This window comes from Pseudoalteromonas sp. 0303, from assembly GCF_013349995.1.
GTDB lineage: Bacteria > Pseudomonadota > Gammaproteobacteria > Enterobacterales > Alteromonadaceae > Pseudoalteromonas.
The window spans coordinates 1-15883 of sequence record NZ_JABVXF010000058.1; the positions used below are offsets into that span (position 1 = coordinate 1).

Genomic DNA, 15883 nt, shown 5'->3' on the forward strand with positions numbered 1-15883 from the left:
ATGGACTCCCATAACATTTTGGTCTGCTAACTTAAATGTTAGTCCAACCTTCGGTGGTTGGGGGAGTCCAATTATCTCTAGCCAACCTACGAACTCCTTTACTCTTTCCCCTTGTAGCTCGCTAACTTTTTTAAAGCTGACAGCTCTGAGTGTGTTGGGTTTCGCTACGCTCTACCCAACCTACGAGTTCGCTAACTCGTACACTTTTCCGTTTCATGGGTCAGTTGTTTGAGTGCGATGATTTGGCCTTGTTTGTTTTGGTCTAGGGCGAGTAGGTCTCCTTGGTGAATATGAGTATCTAGGGTGCCGTGTTTTTGTAGTTCTTCAAGGAGTGATTGTTTAATTTGTACTATGACATTTTGCTCGCAGTCAGCGATATACCAGTCGTTATCAACACTGACTAGACGGCCGGTGAAGCTGGTGCGGGCTTGGTGATTGGCTAATGCTTGTTGGTAGTTAGCATCTAGGTTTTGTTTTTGTTGTTTAAGGTTACTCACATAGCTGCCTTTGGCGTCGAGTTCGTGTACTTCAAGCCATTGATAGTCCGATAAATCCACGGCATAAACATGGGTTAACTCGCGGTTGTTGTATTGCAGCATGACAAAACCAAGAATCGCTAAAGCAGCAAATACTCCGGTCATTTGCAGGCCTAAAAAGCGCTGTGGTCTTGGCGTTGCCGACTGTGGCTTTTGCATGTGTGAAAGCTCGTCGCTGCTTAAGCTGTGCTCTGCCTTACGTTTTTGAAAATGTGCTTTTAAATCAGCATCGAGTTGCTCGTCGTTACGCTTCATAATGGCCTCCTAGTTGTTGTTTCAGGTTTTGACGGGCATATCGCAGCCGAGTTTTAATGGTCTCTGGGTTACTTTGTGTGATAGCAACAATGTCTTCGAGACTAAAGCCTTCTTGTTGTAAGGTCAGCGCTTCACGTTGTACAAAACTAAGTGCCATAAGTGCTTTATCAAAGGCTTCGTAGTCGTAGTGATAACTTTCATCCTGAGGTTCAGTAAATAGTTGGTTGTCTTCTAATTCAACGAACTTTTGCTGCTTACGAAATTCATCAATTAATAAATTACGTGCTAACCGAAAAAGCCACGCTTTTGGGTTGTTTTGATCATTGTAAAAGTCGCGTTTATCAATAACTTTTAACCAGGTTTGCTGGCATATATCAAGGGCAAGATCTTTATCACTCTGTGTAACTAGATAGTGATAAAGATCGTTCCCATATTGAGCAACGAGTTGGTTAAGGTAACGGTTGTCGCCCGTTTTGGCATACTGCGCCAAACAATCTGTGCTTGGCTTGTCAAATAACCATGTCTTGATGCTCATTAGCATAGGCAGTTATCCATCTATTTTAAAATCAAGTTGAACGCTTTGGTTTGTTTGTAATTGTGCCACACCTTCAACTACTTTAGGGCGATATTTCCAACGTTTAATGGCGCGAATTGCTTCACGGTCAAATACCCGTTTAGGCTCGGCATCAATAATAACAGGGTCAATCACTTCGCCAGTCGGTGAAATGCTAAAGCTAATTTGTACCCAACCTTCAATGCCATCACGAGCTGCTACCGGAGGGTACTTAGGGTTTATACGCACAATTGGTGTTGCATCTCCTGTTGGTTGGTTAATGCTTTTGCTAAGCGTGTCGCCAATGTTATCGAATGTCATTGTTGGTGTTAAATCCGCTACTACAACTGTATCGGTCGTATCAATCGTTGGGCGTGGCGGTACTTTTGGTGGCATTTTAGCAACTGGCGGTGGCGGCAGTGTTTGCTTTACTTGTACTTTTGAGTCTTCCGGTACTTCATAAATTTCAACCGTGATATCTGGGCCTGTTTTAACATCGGCTCTTTGCTCAGCAGAAATTAAGTACTGCATAAATGCAAATGCTGCAAAGGTCATGACACCGCCGCCAATAATTGCTGCGGTTGTCTTCAAAGCAGCATTGCTGTTATTCAAGCTTGCTGAGTTTAGTGGTAAAGTATGCATAGCCGTTCCTCTTTGGATAATTGCTTTCATAGCTAAAACGGCTGGCAAATAAAAAAGGGGTGAAACTTTTTTCACTTTTTATTTTTCACAAGTTTTTTAGGTTGTTATGAAACTTATTCAAATAGATAAAGCCCGTTACCGTAAACATTTAAACCAAGTAATTATTGCTTGTGTAATTGCTTTAGCCGTTGGCAGTTTAGCCATTTCACAGACATTAATTGTGTTATTTCCTGACCCAAGCGGTAGCCATTTTCATTGGAACCTATTAGGTGTTGTTGTGTGTAGTTTGCTGGTGGGCTTTGTGCTTAATAAATACCGCAATCATGATTACATGACTGAAATTGTCTATGTGTGGGAGCTTAAAAAAGCGCTGAATAAAATCACCCGTAAAATGCCAAAGTTAAAAGCAGCAGGGCGCGAGGGCAATGCAGATGCTTTATTAGCAATTCATTACAGCTATGCAGGTTCACGTTTGTTATGGCAACTTGATGACAACACTATTACCATGGATGAGTTGGCAATTAAGCAGGCAGAGCTTGATAGTGTTGCAGATAAATACAATCTCTCGCTTGATGCAGAACGTTATGATGAGTCAATCTTAAAGCAATTTTAAGGACGAATAATGAAAAAGGTTTTGATTGTTTGCTTAGGCAATATTTGCCGTTCACCTACTGCTGAAGCGGTACTTCGTAGTCGTGCCAAGGCGCTGGGTGTCAATGTTAAAGTTGATTCTGCTGGCACCATTGGTTACCACCAAGGTAATCCACCAGACTCACGCTCAAAAGCTGCAGCTGAAAAACGCGGTTATAGTTTTAAAGGCATCTATTCGCGACCAGTGACTCAAGCTGATTTTCATGAGTTTGACTTAATTCTCGCAGCCGACAAGCAAAATCTTGCTGATTTACAAGCCCAGTGCCCAGAGCACTTACAATATAAGTTGTCGCTGTTTTTAAGTCATGGTGATGCAGGAGAGAGTGAGATCCCCGACCCCTATTATGGTGGTGATCAAGGCTTCGAAAAAGTACTCGATTTAATAGAGGACGCAGCCGATAACCTGCTTAAAAAGTTTTAATACCAATCCGCAAAAATACTTAATCATTTTGAGGGATTAAACCTGTCGCTATCTGCGTTAAAAATTTCTGATTTAGAACAACTAAATAACGAAATTTTTGCCTTGCTATCAACGAGGTTTTCTTGCCTCAAAATAGCTCACTTAATTAAGCGAATTGGTATAAAAAGGGTCGCATTGCGACCCTGTTATTTATTAGTTGATTTTAAAATCTAATTGCACCCGAGAAGTCGCTGCTATAGCTTGACCATTTTCAAACTTAGGGGCATAACGCCACTGTTTTACTGCTTTAACAGCTTCTCTTTCAAATGCTGAGCCACCCTCAGAGCCAACCACAGTTATGTTGTCTACAAAGCCTGACGGGGTTACTTCAAACTCCATTACGACACTGCCATCTTCCATACGTTGAACTTTTGATTTTGGATATTTAGGATGTACGCGGTACAACGGCTCTTGTTCTTGGCTTTCTTTCCAAGGCACCATTTTCGCAATCGCTAAGCAATGTTTAGTTGCTTCGTCGCTTTTACCTGTTTTTTCGTATAAGTGAACTAGCTTTGAATGGGCGTTTAATTCGGTTTGATGATCAAAGTCTAGCTCTTGATCAAATACGCTAACTACGTGATTCAATCGCTCAATAGCGGTGCTGTATTTACGTTGGTTTTCTGCAAATGCGGCAACTAAAAAGTCTGCGCTAATACGATCGACAGCGTTATTTGGTAAGTTTTCTTGGTAGTACTTATCAGCTTCTTCAAGATATTCCTTTGCTGTGTAATAGCGTTCGCCAGTGCCTTTATAAGCAAGGATACGAGCAGCGGTCATTTTTGCATCAGCAACAAGTTTGTCTGAGTTTTGTTTTTCAGCAATAGCAATAACATCATCAAGATACGTATCAGCGCGTTTAGCAGAGGGAGTTGATTCTGCCATGCCGATTAATGAATCATATACTTGCACACTTAGCTTGCCGTGGTTTTTTTCGAGTATTTCGTAGGCTGTGCGATATAACTCAAAGCGTTGTTCTTGTTCACTTTTAGCAAGGCTGTTTGCATAGTTAATAGCAAGATTGGCGGTGTTGTCGGCGCTTTCACCATAAATTTCTTTGCCAAGCTCAAACGCTTTTTTAGCAAGTTCGCTACTGTCTTGCTTATTTTCTACAGCAGCGACATAAGCGCGGTAGGTGTCGTTAAATTCTTGTGTGGTCGTTTCATTGGCAATGCCTTGCTGACTAAATAGTAATGCAACACATAAGGCAAGTGAGCTCTTTTTCATAATATTCCTTATTATTTTGCCCAGAGAAGAGGGGATTAATACTTGTTGATGATAATCATTATCATCATGAGGTACAAGGTATCTAGTAATTTTTAATGTATCACTGTTTTTAATTTAAGCAAAAACAGTGATTAAGCTTAACCGGTCGCAGGTACTTATGAAAAAGCGCTCACATTGAGCGCTTTATTGTTAGATCATAAACTCAGGCAGATTCTGTTCATCAAACCAACCCGGTATGTAATGCGATTCGTAAAGTCGCCAACAGTTATCTGACTCTAATCTTGCTGCTAACTGATAGTGAGCTGCATAGATTTTTTGATTGCTATCATTCACGGGGTTTTCGGGAATGATTCGGGCAATGATAAATCGAGCTGTTTTTTTATCTTGGCTAATCTCCATTTTGACCAACTCTGCAAAGTGCTGCCAAAATGGCGCAAGCAGTCTAAAGTTTTTTAAACTCCCTATAACATTTTCTCTACCAGATAAATCACCTAAAGGAGGAAAGCTGCCATGTATATCTTGGCTGCGGCAAAATCTTTTTGGTGTGCAGTAAACGTATTTGTAAATTCAGCACTCGTTGCATAGTTTTTGAAATCTTCACTTAAAGTTGTTGATACATGCTTTTGCCCATTTATAGAGCCATGGTGATGGCTTTTGAAAACGATATCAGAGCTAAACAGCTTTGCTAACGAGTGCTTATCCGAGCGTAACCAGCTATCTTTAAACTGAGTTATTAAGTTTTCGAGCTGTTCTTGAGTACTCATACAGCAGGCTCTCTTTGCTCTTTTTCAAGAGCAGGAATAACAAAGTTACCCAATTCATCAATTACATCTTGGGCAGCCCTTCGAGAAGGTTTTAAGTTTAGCGCAATGTGTTTTACGCCAAGCTCTCTGTGTTTTAACAGTCGCTCAATAAGGGCATTTCGACCAATTCGTACAACGTTATAAAAACGCTGGTACGGGGCGTCTGGGTTTTTATCTAAATCAAAAAATGTCGCATAGCCGTAATGTGGGCTTGTGTTGCTATTGCATGCAATTGATAGGTTGTTAATGATTTCACTGATGGCTTGTTCATTATCAACAGCCCAAATCCAAGCATTAACATTATTAGCCAACCACTCAAATGATTGCCTAGAACGACCAATGGCCATAACGGGTATTTGCTGGTTTACTGGTTTTGGATAAAGGTCAAGTGAACCATCAAGCTCGCCGTAATGTTGGCTAAGGTGTTTAGGAAAACTTTGTTGGTGTAATGTTTTGATAATTTCAACTGACTCTCTGTAGCGCTCAGCACGCGCGTTAAAATCGACACCAAAAGCCGGGTATTCAACTGGCCTATCTCCGGTTGAAACTCCTAACACAAAACGACCATTACTTAGATGATCAACTGAGGCTGCTTGTTTGGCAACCATGATAGGATCGCGTAATGGTAAAACTGCCCCTGCGGTGCCTAAAGTAATTGTATTTGTATGTGCAGCAATGAAACCTGCGTAAGTGAATGGATCAAGCATCTGCGCAGCATCACCAAAATTAGGATCATAAAAAGGCACATCCCTAAACCAAATACTGGCAATACCTGCTTGTTCAGCCTGCTTAGCCGTTGCTATATCAGCATTGAGGGTAGGGAAAGGGCTGCTAGGGTAAGCTTCAAGGGGAGTGAGCAATCCCAGCGTTAATTTGTTGTCGGCAAATACATTTGTAAAGCTAGTTGGTAGATTATTCATGTTACTAATCTCCCGAATTCGCTGGCCACACAACATCAAGTTTAGAGTGGCTAATGCGCCATTGACCGTCGACTTTTTCATAGCGGTCTAAGTATCGGCCTACTAATAAAAGCGGAGATTCGCTTTGCTCTCTACTTGTAACAAAGTCAATTAGATAGCACTCACCCTGTGCTGTCGTTTTATCTGTTAGTACTATTTGATGGTTCATTACGGCATGAACAAAAGGGAAGTGCTTTCTATTGTGAGTATCGAATTCATCATAAGCATTTTTTAATCCTTGCTTTATCTGTTCAATTCCATTCATTTCTCCCACTGTTACTTCGACTCGTGCGTCGCTAGTAAATACTTCTTCCATTTTATGAATTTGACCAGAGTCTAAAAGCTGACTGTAGTTTAATCGAAGAGTTCGGATCTCTTCTTTTTCGAGTAAATCGAGAAGTTTGCGTTCGCTCATCATGTTTCTCTATTGCTGAATAAGTGAACACTATTTTATTATCTTCTTTTTAAATGATAACCTAGCTAATATTCCATTTATTCTGTCCTGAGATTCCATAATGAAACCAGAAGATAGCCCTTTCTTTGGTATTCGAGAGTTTGTTGAAACACTACGCATGGGTACATTCACAGCAGCTGGTAATCGGTTAGGTTTAACAGGCTCCGCTGTTGGTAAAACTGTTACTAGGCTTGAAAGTAAGTTAGGTACAAAGCTACTGCATCGAACAACGCGTAAAATTATGGCAACCCCAGAAGGGCAGCATTATTTTGAAGGCTGGGTAAAAATACTAGCTGAAATAGATAGCCTAGAGCAAGCGGTCACTGCCGGTAGCCATAATGTTTCAGGGCAAGTAAAGCTTCACTTACCTGCGGCATTCGGCCGTAAGTATGTAATGCCAATACTTTCTAAATTAGCAAACAAGTATCCTAAACTAGAGCTTGCGGTTCACTTTAGTGAAAGTCGTATCAATTTAATAAATGAAAATGTTGATTTGGTGGTACGTATCGGCACATTAGAAGATGATGCCGATCTGGTAGCAAAATTGTTGGGTTATCAAAAACTAACAGTGTGTGGTAGTCAAGATTATTTTGACCAACATGGTGTGCCAGACACTCCTGCGGATTTGCTCACTCATGATTGTATTATTGGCAGTAAGCGCTCTTCGCAGCCAACATGGCTGTTCAAAGATAGTAAAAAGCAGTCATTTAACCAGCTAATCAATGCCAGATATATGCTCAGTGATGGAGATGCAATGCTTGATGCTGCACTTAATGGTTTAGGTGTTGCACAATTACCTACTTGGCTTATTCAAGAGCAGCTAGATAGTAATAGACTAACTAGTGTTTTAGATACCTTTTCAGGTGCGGTTATGCCAATCAATGTTGTTTGGCCACGCTCAAGATATTTAAAGCTTAGTCAAAGGGTTATAATTGATGAATTAGCAGAGCAGTTTAAGCTTCAAGCATCACTATTTGGTTATTCTTCATAATTGTTTATCTAGCGCTTTTAGTACGTTATTAATCAGCGCTGAGACCCATCATTACACTGTTATTTTTATTATTTTGATAGGTGGTTGATAAAGGCTTAGCGGTTTATTGAGATTAAACTAATCTATTTTTTCGAATATCTGCAAAGGTTTATTTATTAATTTATTTTATTTCAAAGGCCTAACTCTAAAAAGTAGGGCTTTTAAGGTGTTTTTTTAGCGCCACTAAAGCGAGGCGCAAAGCTCGTATCTTGGGGTGGTTTGAGTGTATAATACTTGAATTGCTGGTAACTGCCTCAATATTAGTTATCACTCGTCGTATGTTGCATCCTTACAACCTTCAAGCTGTTGTAATCACATTTGCAGTATCGCATTTATTTTTTAATTTGGATTTGTCGTGGCGCAAGTAAGAGCAAGAGTCCAGCTGAATGTTGGCAAAAACAGTGATATCCCTGCAGAAATCGTATCTTTCAGTGGCTTAAATGATGGCCAAGAACATGTTGCTTTAGTGTTTAATCAAGCTGACACAGAGCAAGATGTCCCTTTAATTCGTATGCATTCAGAGTGTTTAACGGGCGATGTATTCCATTCATCACGTTGTGATTGTGGTGAGCAATTAAATGAGTGTATCGAGATGATGCACCAACAAGGCGGTATTTTACTGTATTTACGCCAAGAGGGGCGTGGCATTGGTTTATACAATAAAATTGATGCTTACGTATTACAGTCGCAAGGCATGAATACGTACGAAGCGAATAACCACTTGGGTTTTGCTGATGATTTACGTGATTTTTCAGACGCGGTATTAATGCTTGAAGCACTCAATCAAAAGCACGTTAAGCTAATGACTAACAACCCTAATAAGCTTAAAGCACTGCGTGATGCAGGTATTGAAGTTGATTCAGTGGTTGGCACTCATGCGCACATTAAAGCGGGTGTGGTAGGTAACCGAGCTTACCTCGAAACGAAAATCAAACATGGCTCGCACATGCTTGATATTAAAAAAATTAAAAAGCCTGAGTAAATTTCACTACAGGTGACTATAAACAAGTAGCGCACCCAGTTATACTCGGTGCGTTTTGTCGTTATTGAATGAGAAACTATGTCGATCGAAGTACGTATTTTTAAAGCTGATGCAGGCGTTAAATGGTTTAAAGCTGGATGGGAAATCTTTAAGCTGCAACCTTTGACTTTTATTTTAATGCATCTGCTAATCGTGATAATTAGCTTTTTGGCATTGCTGCTACCTTTACTGCAAGTTGTTGGTGCGTTCGTGACGCCATTTTTGATGGCGGGTTTTTATCAAGCTGTGTTAACAAAGCAGCAAGGCGGGACCGTCAGTCAGGCTGATATTTTTAAGCCGTTTAGTAATAAGGGAAACCGTATAGGTTTAGTGCGCGTTGCCGTGTATCAGATGGCGGCAGGTATTTTATTGGCCTTACTGTCTAATTTCATTTTTGCAGATGCCTACTCAGTTATTTCGAGTCAGACTTTCGATCCGCAAAACCAATCACATATTGCAGATTTATTGGCAACCATTTCAATGGGGCAAGTTGCGGTATTCTTAGTGGCGATCTGTGTGTATTTAACCGCTTTTGCCTATGCAGTGCCTTTGGTTTATTTTCAAAAACAAAGCAATATGTTTCAGGTTTTAAAAACCTCATTCATGGTGTTTTACCATAATATGGCCCCATTGAGTGTTTATGGCCTAATTTGCGCTGTTTTAATGGTGATCTGTATTCCTTTATCGTTTATTCCACTATTGGTTTTAATGCCAATTTGTTACATTAGCTTCTTCGTGTCATTTCAGGCTATTTTTATGCCGGTTGTGCCAAAAGGTGATGACCAAACAAAAGCACCTGAAGCACAGTCACAATCAGGACGCTTTGACGCGTAATGGATGATAAAGAACAAAAGTTAAAAAATTACGTACTTTGGTTATTGTCTCGACAAGATTATTCGCGTCGGGATTTAACGCGAAAGTTACAGCAAAAAGAGGCGACGCCCGAGTTCACAGAGCGCTTGTTAGATTGGTGTGAATCACACAACTTTATTAACGAACAGCGCTATTGCGAAGGGTTTGTACGCCGCCATTTAGCTAAGTATCATGGTGTAAAACGCATTCAGAGCGAAGCAATGGCAAAAGGGATAGACCGAGCATTATTAGATAAGACGCTCGAGGAGTTCGAAGTCGATTGGTTCGAACTCGCAAAGGACGCATATTTAAAGAAGTTTTCAAATTCAGGTAAAGAACTCGACCAGAAAGAAAGAGCGAAACGCGTACGCTACTTGATGTATCGAGGCTTTAATTACGAACAAATTGATTTTGCAATGCAAGCACAGCAATAAACGGGTGAGATTTTCACATGCAGCATATGACTACCGCACAGATCAGGCAACAGTTCTTAGACTTTTTTGCCTCTAAACAACACCAAATTGTTCCTTCAAGCTCGCTGATCCCGGGTAACGATGCCACGTTATTATTCAATAACGCCGGTATGGTGCAATTTAAAGATGTATTTTTAGGTGCGGAAAGCCGCCCTTATTCACGTGCAACCAGCTCACAACGTTGTGTGCGTGCCGGTGGTAAACATAACGACCTTGAAAACGTAGGTTACACTGCACGTCACCATACATTCTTCGAAATGTTAGGTAACTTCAGCTTTGGCGATTACTTCAAGCAAGACGCAATCAAGTTTGCTTGGGAGTTTTTAACTGATGTTGTAAAACTACCTCAAGAAAAGCTACTTGTTACCATTTATCACGATGATGAAGAAGCCTTCAACATTTGGCACAAAGAAGTGGGTCTAAGTGAAGACCGTATTATTCGCATTGCAACTAGCGATAACTTCTGGTCAATGGGTGATACAGGTCCTTGTGGTCCATGCTCTGAAATCTTTTACGATCACGGTGAAGAAATTTGGGGTGGTCCTCCAGGTTCACCTGAAGAAGACGGTGACCGTTTCATCGAGATCTGGAACCTAGTATTTATGCAGTATAACCGCCATGCCGACGGTACAATGGAGCCGCTTCCTAAGCAGTCTGTTGATACAGGTATGGGTCTTGAGCGTATCTCTGCAATTTTACAAGGCGTGCACTCAAACTACGAAATCGATTTATTCCAAGCTCTAATTGCAGCAGCGGCTAAAGTAACAAACGCACAAGATTTAGATGATAAATCGTTACGCGTTGTGGCTGACCACATTCGTTCGTGTGCGTTCTTAGTGTCTGACGGCGTTATGCCATCAAACGAAGGTCGTGGTTATGTACTACGTCGTATTATTCGTCGTGCAGTTCGTCACGGTAACAAGCTAGGCGCGAAAGGTGCATTCTTCTACAAGTTAGTTGCTGCGCTAATTGAGCAAATGGGTCAAGCGTACCCAGAGCTTGCTAAGCAACAAGAAATTATTGAAAAAGTACTGCGTATCGAAGAAGAGCAGTTTGGTAAAACACTTGAGCGTGGTCTGGCTATTTTAGAAGAAAGCCTAACTGACATCGAAGGTGATGTGATCCCAGGTGACTTAGTATTCAAACTTTACGACACTTACGGTTTCCCTGCTGATTTAACGGCTGACGTGGCGCGTGAGCGTTTCATGACGATTGATGAGCACGGCTTCCAAGAGTGTATGGCTGTTCAGCGTAAGCAAGCACAGCAAGCTGGTAAGTTTGGTGCTGATTACAACCAACAACTTAAGTCTGAAAAACACACAGACTTTAAAGGTTACGATGCAGAACATTACACAGGTACTGTGGTTGAGCTTTTCTCTGAAGGTCAATCGGTTTCAGTACTTGAAGATGGTCAAGAAGGTATCGCAATCTTAGACCGCACACCGTTCTACGCTGAATCAGGTGGTCAGGTTGGTGACACAGGTGTGTTAAAAGTTGCTGGCGGTGAGTTTGTAGTGACTAACACCACGAAACTTGGTAATGCATTTGCACACCATGGTCGTGTACAAGGCCGTATTGGTACAAACGATAAAGCAGAGGCTACGATTGATGCAGCACGTCGCGATAGCATCAAGAAAAACCATACTGCAACACACATTTTACATGAAACGTTACGTCAAATTTTAGGTGAGCACGTAAATCAAAAAGGTTCACTTGTTGACCCTGAACGTTTACGTTTTGACTTTTCTCACTTTGAAGCGGTAACAAAAGACGAATTACGCCAAATCGAGCGCGCAGTGAACGATGAAATCCGTCGTAACTTTGCTCTTGAAACTGAGCTAATGGCTATTGAAGATGCTAAAGCAAAAGGTGCAATGGCATTATTCGGTGAAAAATACGACGACGAAGTTCGCGTAGTAACCATTGGTGATTACTCAATCGAGCTATGTGGTGGTACTCACGTTAAGCGTGCAGGTGATATTGGTTTATTTAAGATCGTATCAGAAAGCGGTATCGCAGCCGGTATTCGCCGTATTGAAGCGGTAACAGGTGCTGAAGCGGTTGCTTATGTAAGTGAGCAAGAGCAACAACTAAACGATGTTGCAGCACTAGTTAAAGGTGATAGCAGCACAGTACTTGAAAAAGTAACGGCGTTACTTGAGAAATCAAAAGGCCTTGAGAAGCAAATTGCACAGCTTAACGACAAGCTAGCAAGTGCGGCAGGTGCATCGTTACTTGACTCTGTTGTTGAAGTGAACGGTATTAAGCTACTGGTTGCTGATGTTGCAGGTACAGAGTCTAAAGCACTACGTGGCATGGTTGATGACCTGAAAACGAAGATTGGTTCAGGTGTTATTGCCCTTGGTGTAGCTAATGGCGATAAAGTAAGCCTAATTGCAGGTGTAACTAAGGACCTAACAGGTAAAGTGAAAGCCGGTGAGCTTGTAAATCACATGGCTGCACAAGTAGGCGGTAAGGGCGGTGGTCGTCCTGATATGGCACAAGCTGGTGGTACTCAGCCAGAGAACCTAGCTGCAGCCTTAGAAAGTGTAACTGGTTGGTTATCTGAGCGTTCTTAACTACTAGTGGCACTTATCGTCCAAAAATTCGGTGGCACCTCAGTTGGCTCAATAGAGCGAATTGAGGCCGTCGCCGACCTTGTTGTAAAAACCAAGCAACAAGGCCATCAAGTTGTGGTGGTGCTCTCGGCTATGTCGGGAGAAACTAACCGTCTAATTAAACTCGCTAAACAAATCGATTCTCGCCCTAGTGCTCGTGAGCTTGATGTATTGCTAACCACCGGTGAGCAGGTGTCGGTCTCTCTGCTGGCAATGGCTATTATTAAACGTGGTCACTCAGCGGTAAGCTTACTTGCTGATCAGGTCAACATTCGCACCGATAACATGTTTGGTAAAGCGCGGATTGAAGAGGTTGCTGCGACTCGTCTTAAGCATGAACTTGAGCATAACCGTATCGCTATTATAGCGGGCTTTCAGGGCCGTGATATTGAAGGCAATATCACTACGCTTGGTCGCGGTGGAACAGATACCTCTGCGGTTGAGATTGCAGGTGCTATCAATGCCGATGAATGTCAAATTTACACCGATGTTGATGGGGTATATACCACCGACCCGCGTATTGAACCAAATGCACGACGTATGAGCCATGTCACCTTCGAAGAAATGCTCGAAATGGCCAGCCTTGGGGCTAAGGTGCTACATATCCGTAGTGTCGAAGCTGCAGGAAAATATAATATACCGCTCAGAGTGTTATCGAGTTTTAACCCGGATCAAGGGACCTTGATCAGTTTTGAGGAGCCGGATGTGCAAGCAAACATTGTGTCGGGTATCGCCTTTAATCGTGACGAAAGTTTGATTTACGTCAATGGCGTGCACCAAGGAACGGAAAACCTTGCAAAAATTTTGAAACTTTTTGCAGAATTCGGCATCGAAATAGATATGATTAATCAAGTTAATCATAACTTTGAAAAAATAGACTATGCTTTTACTGTGCACACAAATGATTTTGAGCAAGCGCTTGAAATTTTGACCAGTAACCAAGATGGTATCAGCGCAGAATCTATTAAAGGGATCAGCAATGTTGCCAAGGTGTCTGCAGTAGGTGTAGGGATGAAATCTCACTCTGGTGTGGCAAGTTTATTTTTTAATGCCCTTGCCGATGAAAACATCAAAGTGATGCTTGTATCGACATCAGAAATAAAGATATCAGTTTTAATTGACGAAAAGTATTTAGAACTGGCTGTACGTGCGCTACACAAAGTTTTTTTAACTGAAAATGAATAAGATCTAGAGTTTTTACTTACTTTTAAGTCTATATTTCATTAGAATGTTTTTGACGCGGAATCTTTTAATTTTTTGGAACATGGGAGCAAGAGAATGCTAATACTAACTCGTAGAGTAGGTGAAACCCTTATGATCGGTGACGAAGTAACAGTTACTGTTCTTGGTGTTAAAGGAAATCAAGTTCGCATTGGTGTAAATGCACCTAAAGATGTATCAGTACATCGTGAAGAAATCTACATGCGAATTCAAGCAGAGAAATCTAACCCAAATCCGGGCAACGTTTAATCAGCGACAGATATTTTTAAGAGCCACTCACTGAGTGGCTCTTTTATTTAGTTCTGCTGTCATTTCATCATTTAGCGCTTGTTTAGAAATATATTGCATACCGCGCTGAGCCTTTAAAATATAACCTCGCTCAGTTTCAATAATCTCACTAATTTGTTGCCAGCTTAATTGGTAGCTTTTATGCGGGTTTTCGGCTTTAACGCCTTCATCATCAAATACGACAGTCACTTCGCTACCCGATGCACGACTCATCATTTGTCTTGCGACCCACCATGGACGCTTATAATAAAACGATAAGCACTCAACCACGGCAAGCATAATCATAAAGCTGCCTAAATAATGATTATCTAATTGATAAAAAGCTAATAAGCCTAAGGTTATTAATAATACCAATAGCGGGTATTTAGGCTTAGCTTGTGATGAATAAGGTAAAGACTCATCAAAGCATTCGTAATAATACGGTTTATCTAATTTGTAAGTTGTACTTAATGTCATTCGTAGGCTCACTTAATTTGCTGGCGGCAGTTTAACATTGATAGAAAAAATCTTCTGTAGTTGGTTTTCATTTAGTTGTCATTGTGAGAGCTTAAGGTATGCGTATTTTAAAGGTGTAAGTTGTATGTTTGTTAGTTCAATGTCATTAGCACTTGCAATGACCACAAATACTTTTTTAGTCATGGGCGATATGCCATACACCCCGATTGATGAAATCAATCTCGCAGAAGGCGGAAAAATCACCAAGGCAATCGCAGCAACACCTCATGGCTTTTTAATGCATCTTGGTGATATGAAATCAGGAGCGCTTGCTTGCACGAATAAGCTTTTGCAAACTAATAAAGCGTTATTGACGTCGTTGACCACACAGCCTTTTATTTACACCCCAGGTGATAATGAATGGACCGATTGCGACCGAGAAAAGCTATCGGTGCGCTTTGATGAGCTTGAACGGCTAAGCTTTGTTAAAGGTTTGATGTTTGACGAGGCTTATACACAAAAAGCACAGCAACTTCAGGGTTATGCAACCCAAGCTGAAATGCTAGAAAATGCCCGCTGGCAGTTTGATGGTATTGAGTTTCGCACTTTGCATATACCGGGCACTTTTAATGGTCGCTCACAAATTTTAAAAAGTGACAAAAACGCAGCACTTGATGACGCCGACAAGCGTGATAAGTACAACTTAATTTGGTTAAAACAAGCACTTGTTCAGCAAGACGCTAAGGCCTATGTATTTGGTTTTCAGGCTGATATTTACCACCCGACCAGTAAACCCACTTGCAGTGAATCACAGCGTTCTAATTGTGATGCATTTAAAATATACCGAGATGCCATCAGCGACTTCGCAAAGCACACCAATAAGCGTGTACTAGTAATGCATGGCGATACCGGCCCATATTGCCAGCAGCAATTAGCGAGTAACTTAACGCGCTTAAATGTACCAGGTGACTTTGCTGTAAGCGATGTCGCAAAGGTGAGTTTTATCGACGGCCAGTGGCATATAGCGAGTGTAACGACAAACGAGCCTCTTACAACGGGTTGTGAGTAATAACGTAGGTTGGTTAGAGCGGAGCGAAGCCCAACGCACTCATAGCTATCAGCTTTCAGATTAACCCAACAAGTTAGCGAGCTTCTAGGGTAAAGAGTAAAGTTGCGAGCATGATGTAGCAGCGGTTTAACCCCACGTAGGCGTGAAATGTATTTCGCGCGATGTTTCTTAAATCTACGTGTAAGTCGTAGGTCGGGCTTTAGCCCGTCAATGTTAGCGGTTATGTGTCGCCATAAATGACGACCTACGTGACGTAGGGTAGAGATAATTGGACTCCCCCAACCACCGAAGGTTGGACTAACATTTAAGTTAGCAGACCAAAATGTTATGGGAGTCCAT

Annotated in this window: 19 protein-coding genes; 10 read left to right on the plus strand and 9 right to left on the minus strand. The window is 41.5% G+C overall.

What is annotated here, in order from left to right; genetic code table 11:
- Nucleotides 1-191 precede the first annotated feature (191 nt).
- From HUS62_RS21130 to HUS62_RS21140, 3 genes are read right to left on the minus strand one after another with little or no spacing between them, the layout of a single operon-like run.
- A complete protein-coding gene (locus tag HUS62_RS21130) occupies nucleotides 192-791 on the minus strand; it encodes a hypothetical protein (protein WP_175081048.1) in 600 nt (199 codons plus the stop codon).
- A complete protein-coding gene (locus HUS62_RS21135) occupies nucleotides 781-1332 on the minus strand; it encodes an RNA polymerase sigma factor (protein ID WP_175081049.1) in 552 nt (183 codons plus the stop codon). Before HUS62_RS21135 ends, HUS62_RS21130 begins: the two co-directional genes overlap by 11 nt.
- 6 nt (nucleotides 1333-1338) lie before the next feature.
- On the minus strand, nucleotides 1339-1986 hold the full coding sequence (locus HUS62_RS21140; protein WP_062564916.1) for an energy transducer TonB: 648 nt from the start codon (nucleotides 1984-1986) through the stop codon (nucleotides 1339-1341).
- Between the two features lie 106 nt (nucleotides 1987-2092).
- Here HUS62_RS21140 and HUS62_RS21145 point away from each other — a divergent pair, with 106 nt between their 5' ends.
- On the plus strand, nucleotides 2093-2599 hold the full coding sequence (locus tag HUS62_RS21145) for a DUF3087 domain-containing protein (RefSeq protein ID WP_175081050.1): 507 nt from the start codon (nucleotides 2093-2095) through the stop codon (nucleotides 2597-2599).
- 9 nt (nucleotides 2600-2608) lie between these two features.
- The gene (locus tag HUS62_RS21150) at nucleotides 2609-3058 is read left to right on the plus strand and encodes a low molecular weight protein-tyrosine-phosphatase (RefSeq protein ID WP_175081051.1); all 450 of its coding nucleotides are present in this window, start codon (nucleotides 2609-2611) and stop codon (nucleotides 3056-3058) included.
- Nucleotides 3059-3250: 192 nt separating this feature from the next.
- Here the strand turns inward: HUS62_RS21150 and HUS62_RS21155 are convergent, their stop codons facing one another.
- The 5 genes from HUS62_RS21155 to HUS62_RS21175 form a co-directional block, all read right to left on the minus strand.
- A complete protein-coding gene (locus HUS62_RS21155) occupies nucleotides 3251-4321 on the minus strand; it encodes an energy transducer TonB (protein WP_175081052.1) in 1071 nt (356 codons plus the stop codon).
- A 189-nt stretch (nucleotides 4322-4510) separates the two neighbouring features.
- Nucleotides 4511-4720 (minus strand): hypothetical protein, encoded by a 210-nt coding sequence (locus tag HUS62_RS21160; RefSeq protein WP_175081053.1) that lies wholly within the window; start codon nucleotides 4718-4720, stop codon nucleotides 4511-4513.
- Nucleotides 4721-4812: 92 nt separating this feature from the next.
- Nucleotides 4813-5085 carry a hypothetical protein gene (locus tag HUS62_RS21165; RefSeq protein WP_175081054.1) on the minus strand — a complete coding sequence of 91 codons (273 nt, stop codon included), beginning with the start codon at nucleotides 5083-5085 and terminating at the stop codon, nucleotides 4813-4815.
- A complete protein-coding gene (locus HUS62_RS21170; RefSeq protein ID WP_175081055.1) occupies nucleotides 5082-6044 on the minus strand; it encodes a TIGR03571 family LLM class oxidoreductase in 963 nt (320 codons plus the stop codon). Before HUS62_RS21170 ends, HUS62_RS21165 begins: the two co-directional genes overlap by 4 nt.
- A 4-nt stretch (nucleotides 6045-6048) precedes the next feature.
- Entirely contained in the window at nucleotides 6049-6498 is a 450-nt protein-coding gene (locus HUS62_RS21175; protein WP_220095090.1) for a nuclear transport factor 2 family protein, read from the minus strand.
- A 100-nt stretch (nucleotides 6499-6598) separates the two neighbouring features.
- Here HUS62_RS21175 and HUS62_RS21180 point away from each other — a divergent pair, with 100 nt between their 5' ends.
- From HUS62_RS21180 to csrA, 7 genes are all read left to right on the plus strand, one after another.
- Nucleotides 6599-7528, plus strand: a complete 930-nt coding sequence (locus HUS62_RS21180; protein ID WP_055022021.1) for a LysR family transcriptional regulator — start codon at nucleotides 6599-6601, stop codon at nucleotides 7526-7528.
- 394 nt (nucleotides 7529-7922) lie between these two features.
- Nucleotides 7923-8549: a GTP cyclohydrolase II gene (ribA, locus tag HUS62_RS21185; RefSeq protein WP_054551277.1), complete on the plus strand. Its 627-nt coding sequence runs from the start codon at nucleotides 7923-7925 to the stop codon at nucleotides 8547-8549.
- 78 nt (nucleotides 8550-8627) lie between these two features.
- Nucleotides 8628-9422, plus strand: coding sequence for a BPSS1780 family membrane protein (locus tag HUS62_RS21190; RefSeq protein ID WP_175081057.1), 795 nt, complete (start codon nucleotides 8628-8630; stop codon nucleotides 9420-9422).
- Nucleotides 9422-9874 (plus strand): regulatory protein RecX, encoded by a 453-nt coding sequence (locus tag HUS62_RS21195; RefSeq protein WP_054551279.1) that lies wholly within the window; start codon nucleotides 9422-9424, stop codon nucleotides 9872-9874. The genes HUS62_RS21190 and HUS62_RS21195 overlap by 1 nt, the downstream gene beginning before the upstream one ends.
- Before the next feature lie 17 nt (nucleotides 9875-9891).
- Nucleotides 9892-12492: an alanine--tRNA ligase gene (gene alaS / locus HUS62_RS21200; protein ID WP_058585668.1), complete on the plus strand. Its 2601-nt coding sequence runs from the start codon at nucleotides 9892-9894 to the stop codon at nucleotides 12490-12492.
- Between the two features lie 6 nt (nucleotides 12493-12498).
- Complete coding sequence (locus HUS62_RS21205; RefSeq protein ID WP_175081058.1) at nucleotides 12499-13716, plus strand: aspartate kinase; 1218 nt, start codon at nucleotides 12499-12501, stop codon at nucleotides 13714-13716.
- A 93-nt stretch (nucleotides 13717-13809) separates the two neighbouring features.
- Nucleotides 13810-14001 (plus strand): carbon storage regulator CsrA, encoded by a 192-nt coding sequence (csrA, locus tag HUS62_RS21210; protein ID WP_036970495.1) that lies wholly within the window; start codon nucleotides 13810-13812, stop codon nucleotides 13999-14001.
- A gap of 27 nt (nucleotides 14002-14028) precedes the next feature.
- Here csrA and HUS62_RS21215 read toward each other — a convergent pair whose 3' ends face one another.
- Nucleotides 14029-14496 carry a YcxB family protein gene (locus tag HUS62_RS21215; protein ID WP_055022042.1) on the minus strand — a complete coding sequence of 156 codons (468 nt, stop codon included), beginning with the start codon at nucleotides 14494-14496 and terminating at the stop codon, nucleotides 14029-14031.
- 124 nt (nucleotides 14497-14620) lie between these two features.
- Between HUS62_RS21215 and HUS62_RS21220 the strand changes: the two genes are divergently transcribed.
- Nucleotides 14621-15544 carry a hypothetical protein gene (locus tag HUS62_RS21220; RefSeq protein WP_175081059.1) on the plus strand — a complete coding sequence of 308 codons (924 nt, stop codon included), beginning with the start codon at nucleotides 14621-14623 and terminating at the stop codon, nucleotides 15542-15544.
- Nucleotides 15545-15883: the final 339 nt, after the last annotated feature.

Excerpts from the sequence above, each read along its gene's own strand:
- HUS62_RS21130 (WP_175081048.1), bottom strand. The coding sequence starts at position 791 with ATGAAGCGTAACGACGAGCAACTCGATGCTGATTTAAAAGCACATTTT.
- HUS62_RS21135 (WP_175081049.1), bottom strand. The coding sequence starts at position 1,332 with ATGCTAATGAGCATCAAGACATGGTTATTTGACAAGCCAAGCACAGAT.
- HUS62_RS21140 (WP_062564916.1), bottom strand. The coding sequence starts at position 1,986 with ATGCATACTTTACCACTAAACTCAGCAAGCTTGAATAACAGCAATGCT.
- HUS62_RS21145 (WP_175081050.1), top strand. The coding sequence starts at position 2,093 with ATGAAACTTATTCAAATAGATAAAGCCCGTTACCGTAAACATTTAAAC.
- HUS62_RS21150 (WP_175081051.1), top strand. The coding sequence starts at position 2,609 with ATGAAAAAGGTTTTGATTGTTTGCTTAGGCAATATTTGCCGTTCACCT.
- HUS62_RS21155 (WP_175081052.1), bottom strand. The coding sequence starts at position 4,321 with ATGAAAAAGAGCTCACTTGCCTTATGTGTTGCATTACTATTTAGTCAG.
- HUS62_RS21160 (WP_175081053.1), bottom strand. The coding sequence starts at position 4,720 with ATGGAGATTAGCCAAGATAAAAAAACAGCTCGATTTATCATTGCCCGA.
- HUS62_RS21165 (WP_175081054.1), bottom strand. The coding sequence starts at position 5,085 with ATGAGTACTCAAGAACAGCTCGAAAACTTAATAACTCAGTTTAAAGAT.
- HUS62_RS21170 (WP_175081055.1), bottom strand. The coding sequence starts at position 6,044 with ATGAATAATCTACCAACTAGCTTTACAAATGTATTTGCCGACAACAAA.
- HUS62_RS21175 (WP_220095090.1), bottom strand. The coding sequence starts at position 6,498 with ATGAGCGAACGCAAACTTCTCGATTTACTCGAAAAAGAAGAGATCCGA.
- HUS62_RS21180 (WP_055022021.1), top strand. The coding sequence starts at position 6,599 with ATGAAACCAGAAGATAGCCCTTTCTTTGGTATTCGAGAGTTTGTTGAA.
- HUS62_RS21190 (WP_175081057.1), top strand. The coding sequence starts at position 8,628 with ATGTCGATCGAAGTACGTATTTTTAAAGCTGATGCAGGCGTTAAATGG.
- HUS62_RS21195 (WP_054551279.1), top strand. The coding sequence starts at position 9,422 with ATGGATGATAAAGAACAAAAGTTAAAAAATTACGTACTTTGGTTATTG.
- alaS (WP_058585668.1), top strand. The coding sequence starts at position 9,892 with ATGCAGCATATGACTACCGCACAGATCAGGCAACAGTTCTTAGACTTT.
- csrA (WP_036970495.1), top strand. The coding sequence starts at position 13,810 with ATGCTAATACTAACTCGTAGAGTAGGTGAAACCCTTATGATCGGTGAC.
- HUS62_RS21215 (WP_055022042.1), bottom strand. The coding sequence starts at position 14,496 with ATGACATTAAGTACAACTTACAAATTAGATAAACCGTATTATTACGAA.
- HUS62_RS21220 (WP_175081059.1), top strand. The coding sequence starts at position 14,621 with ATGTTTGTTAGTTCAATGTCATTAGCACTTGCAATGACCACAAATACT.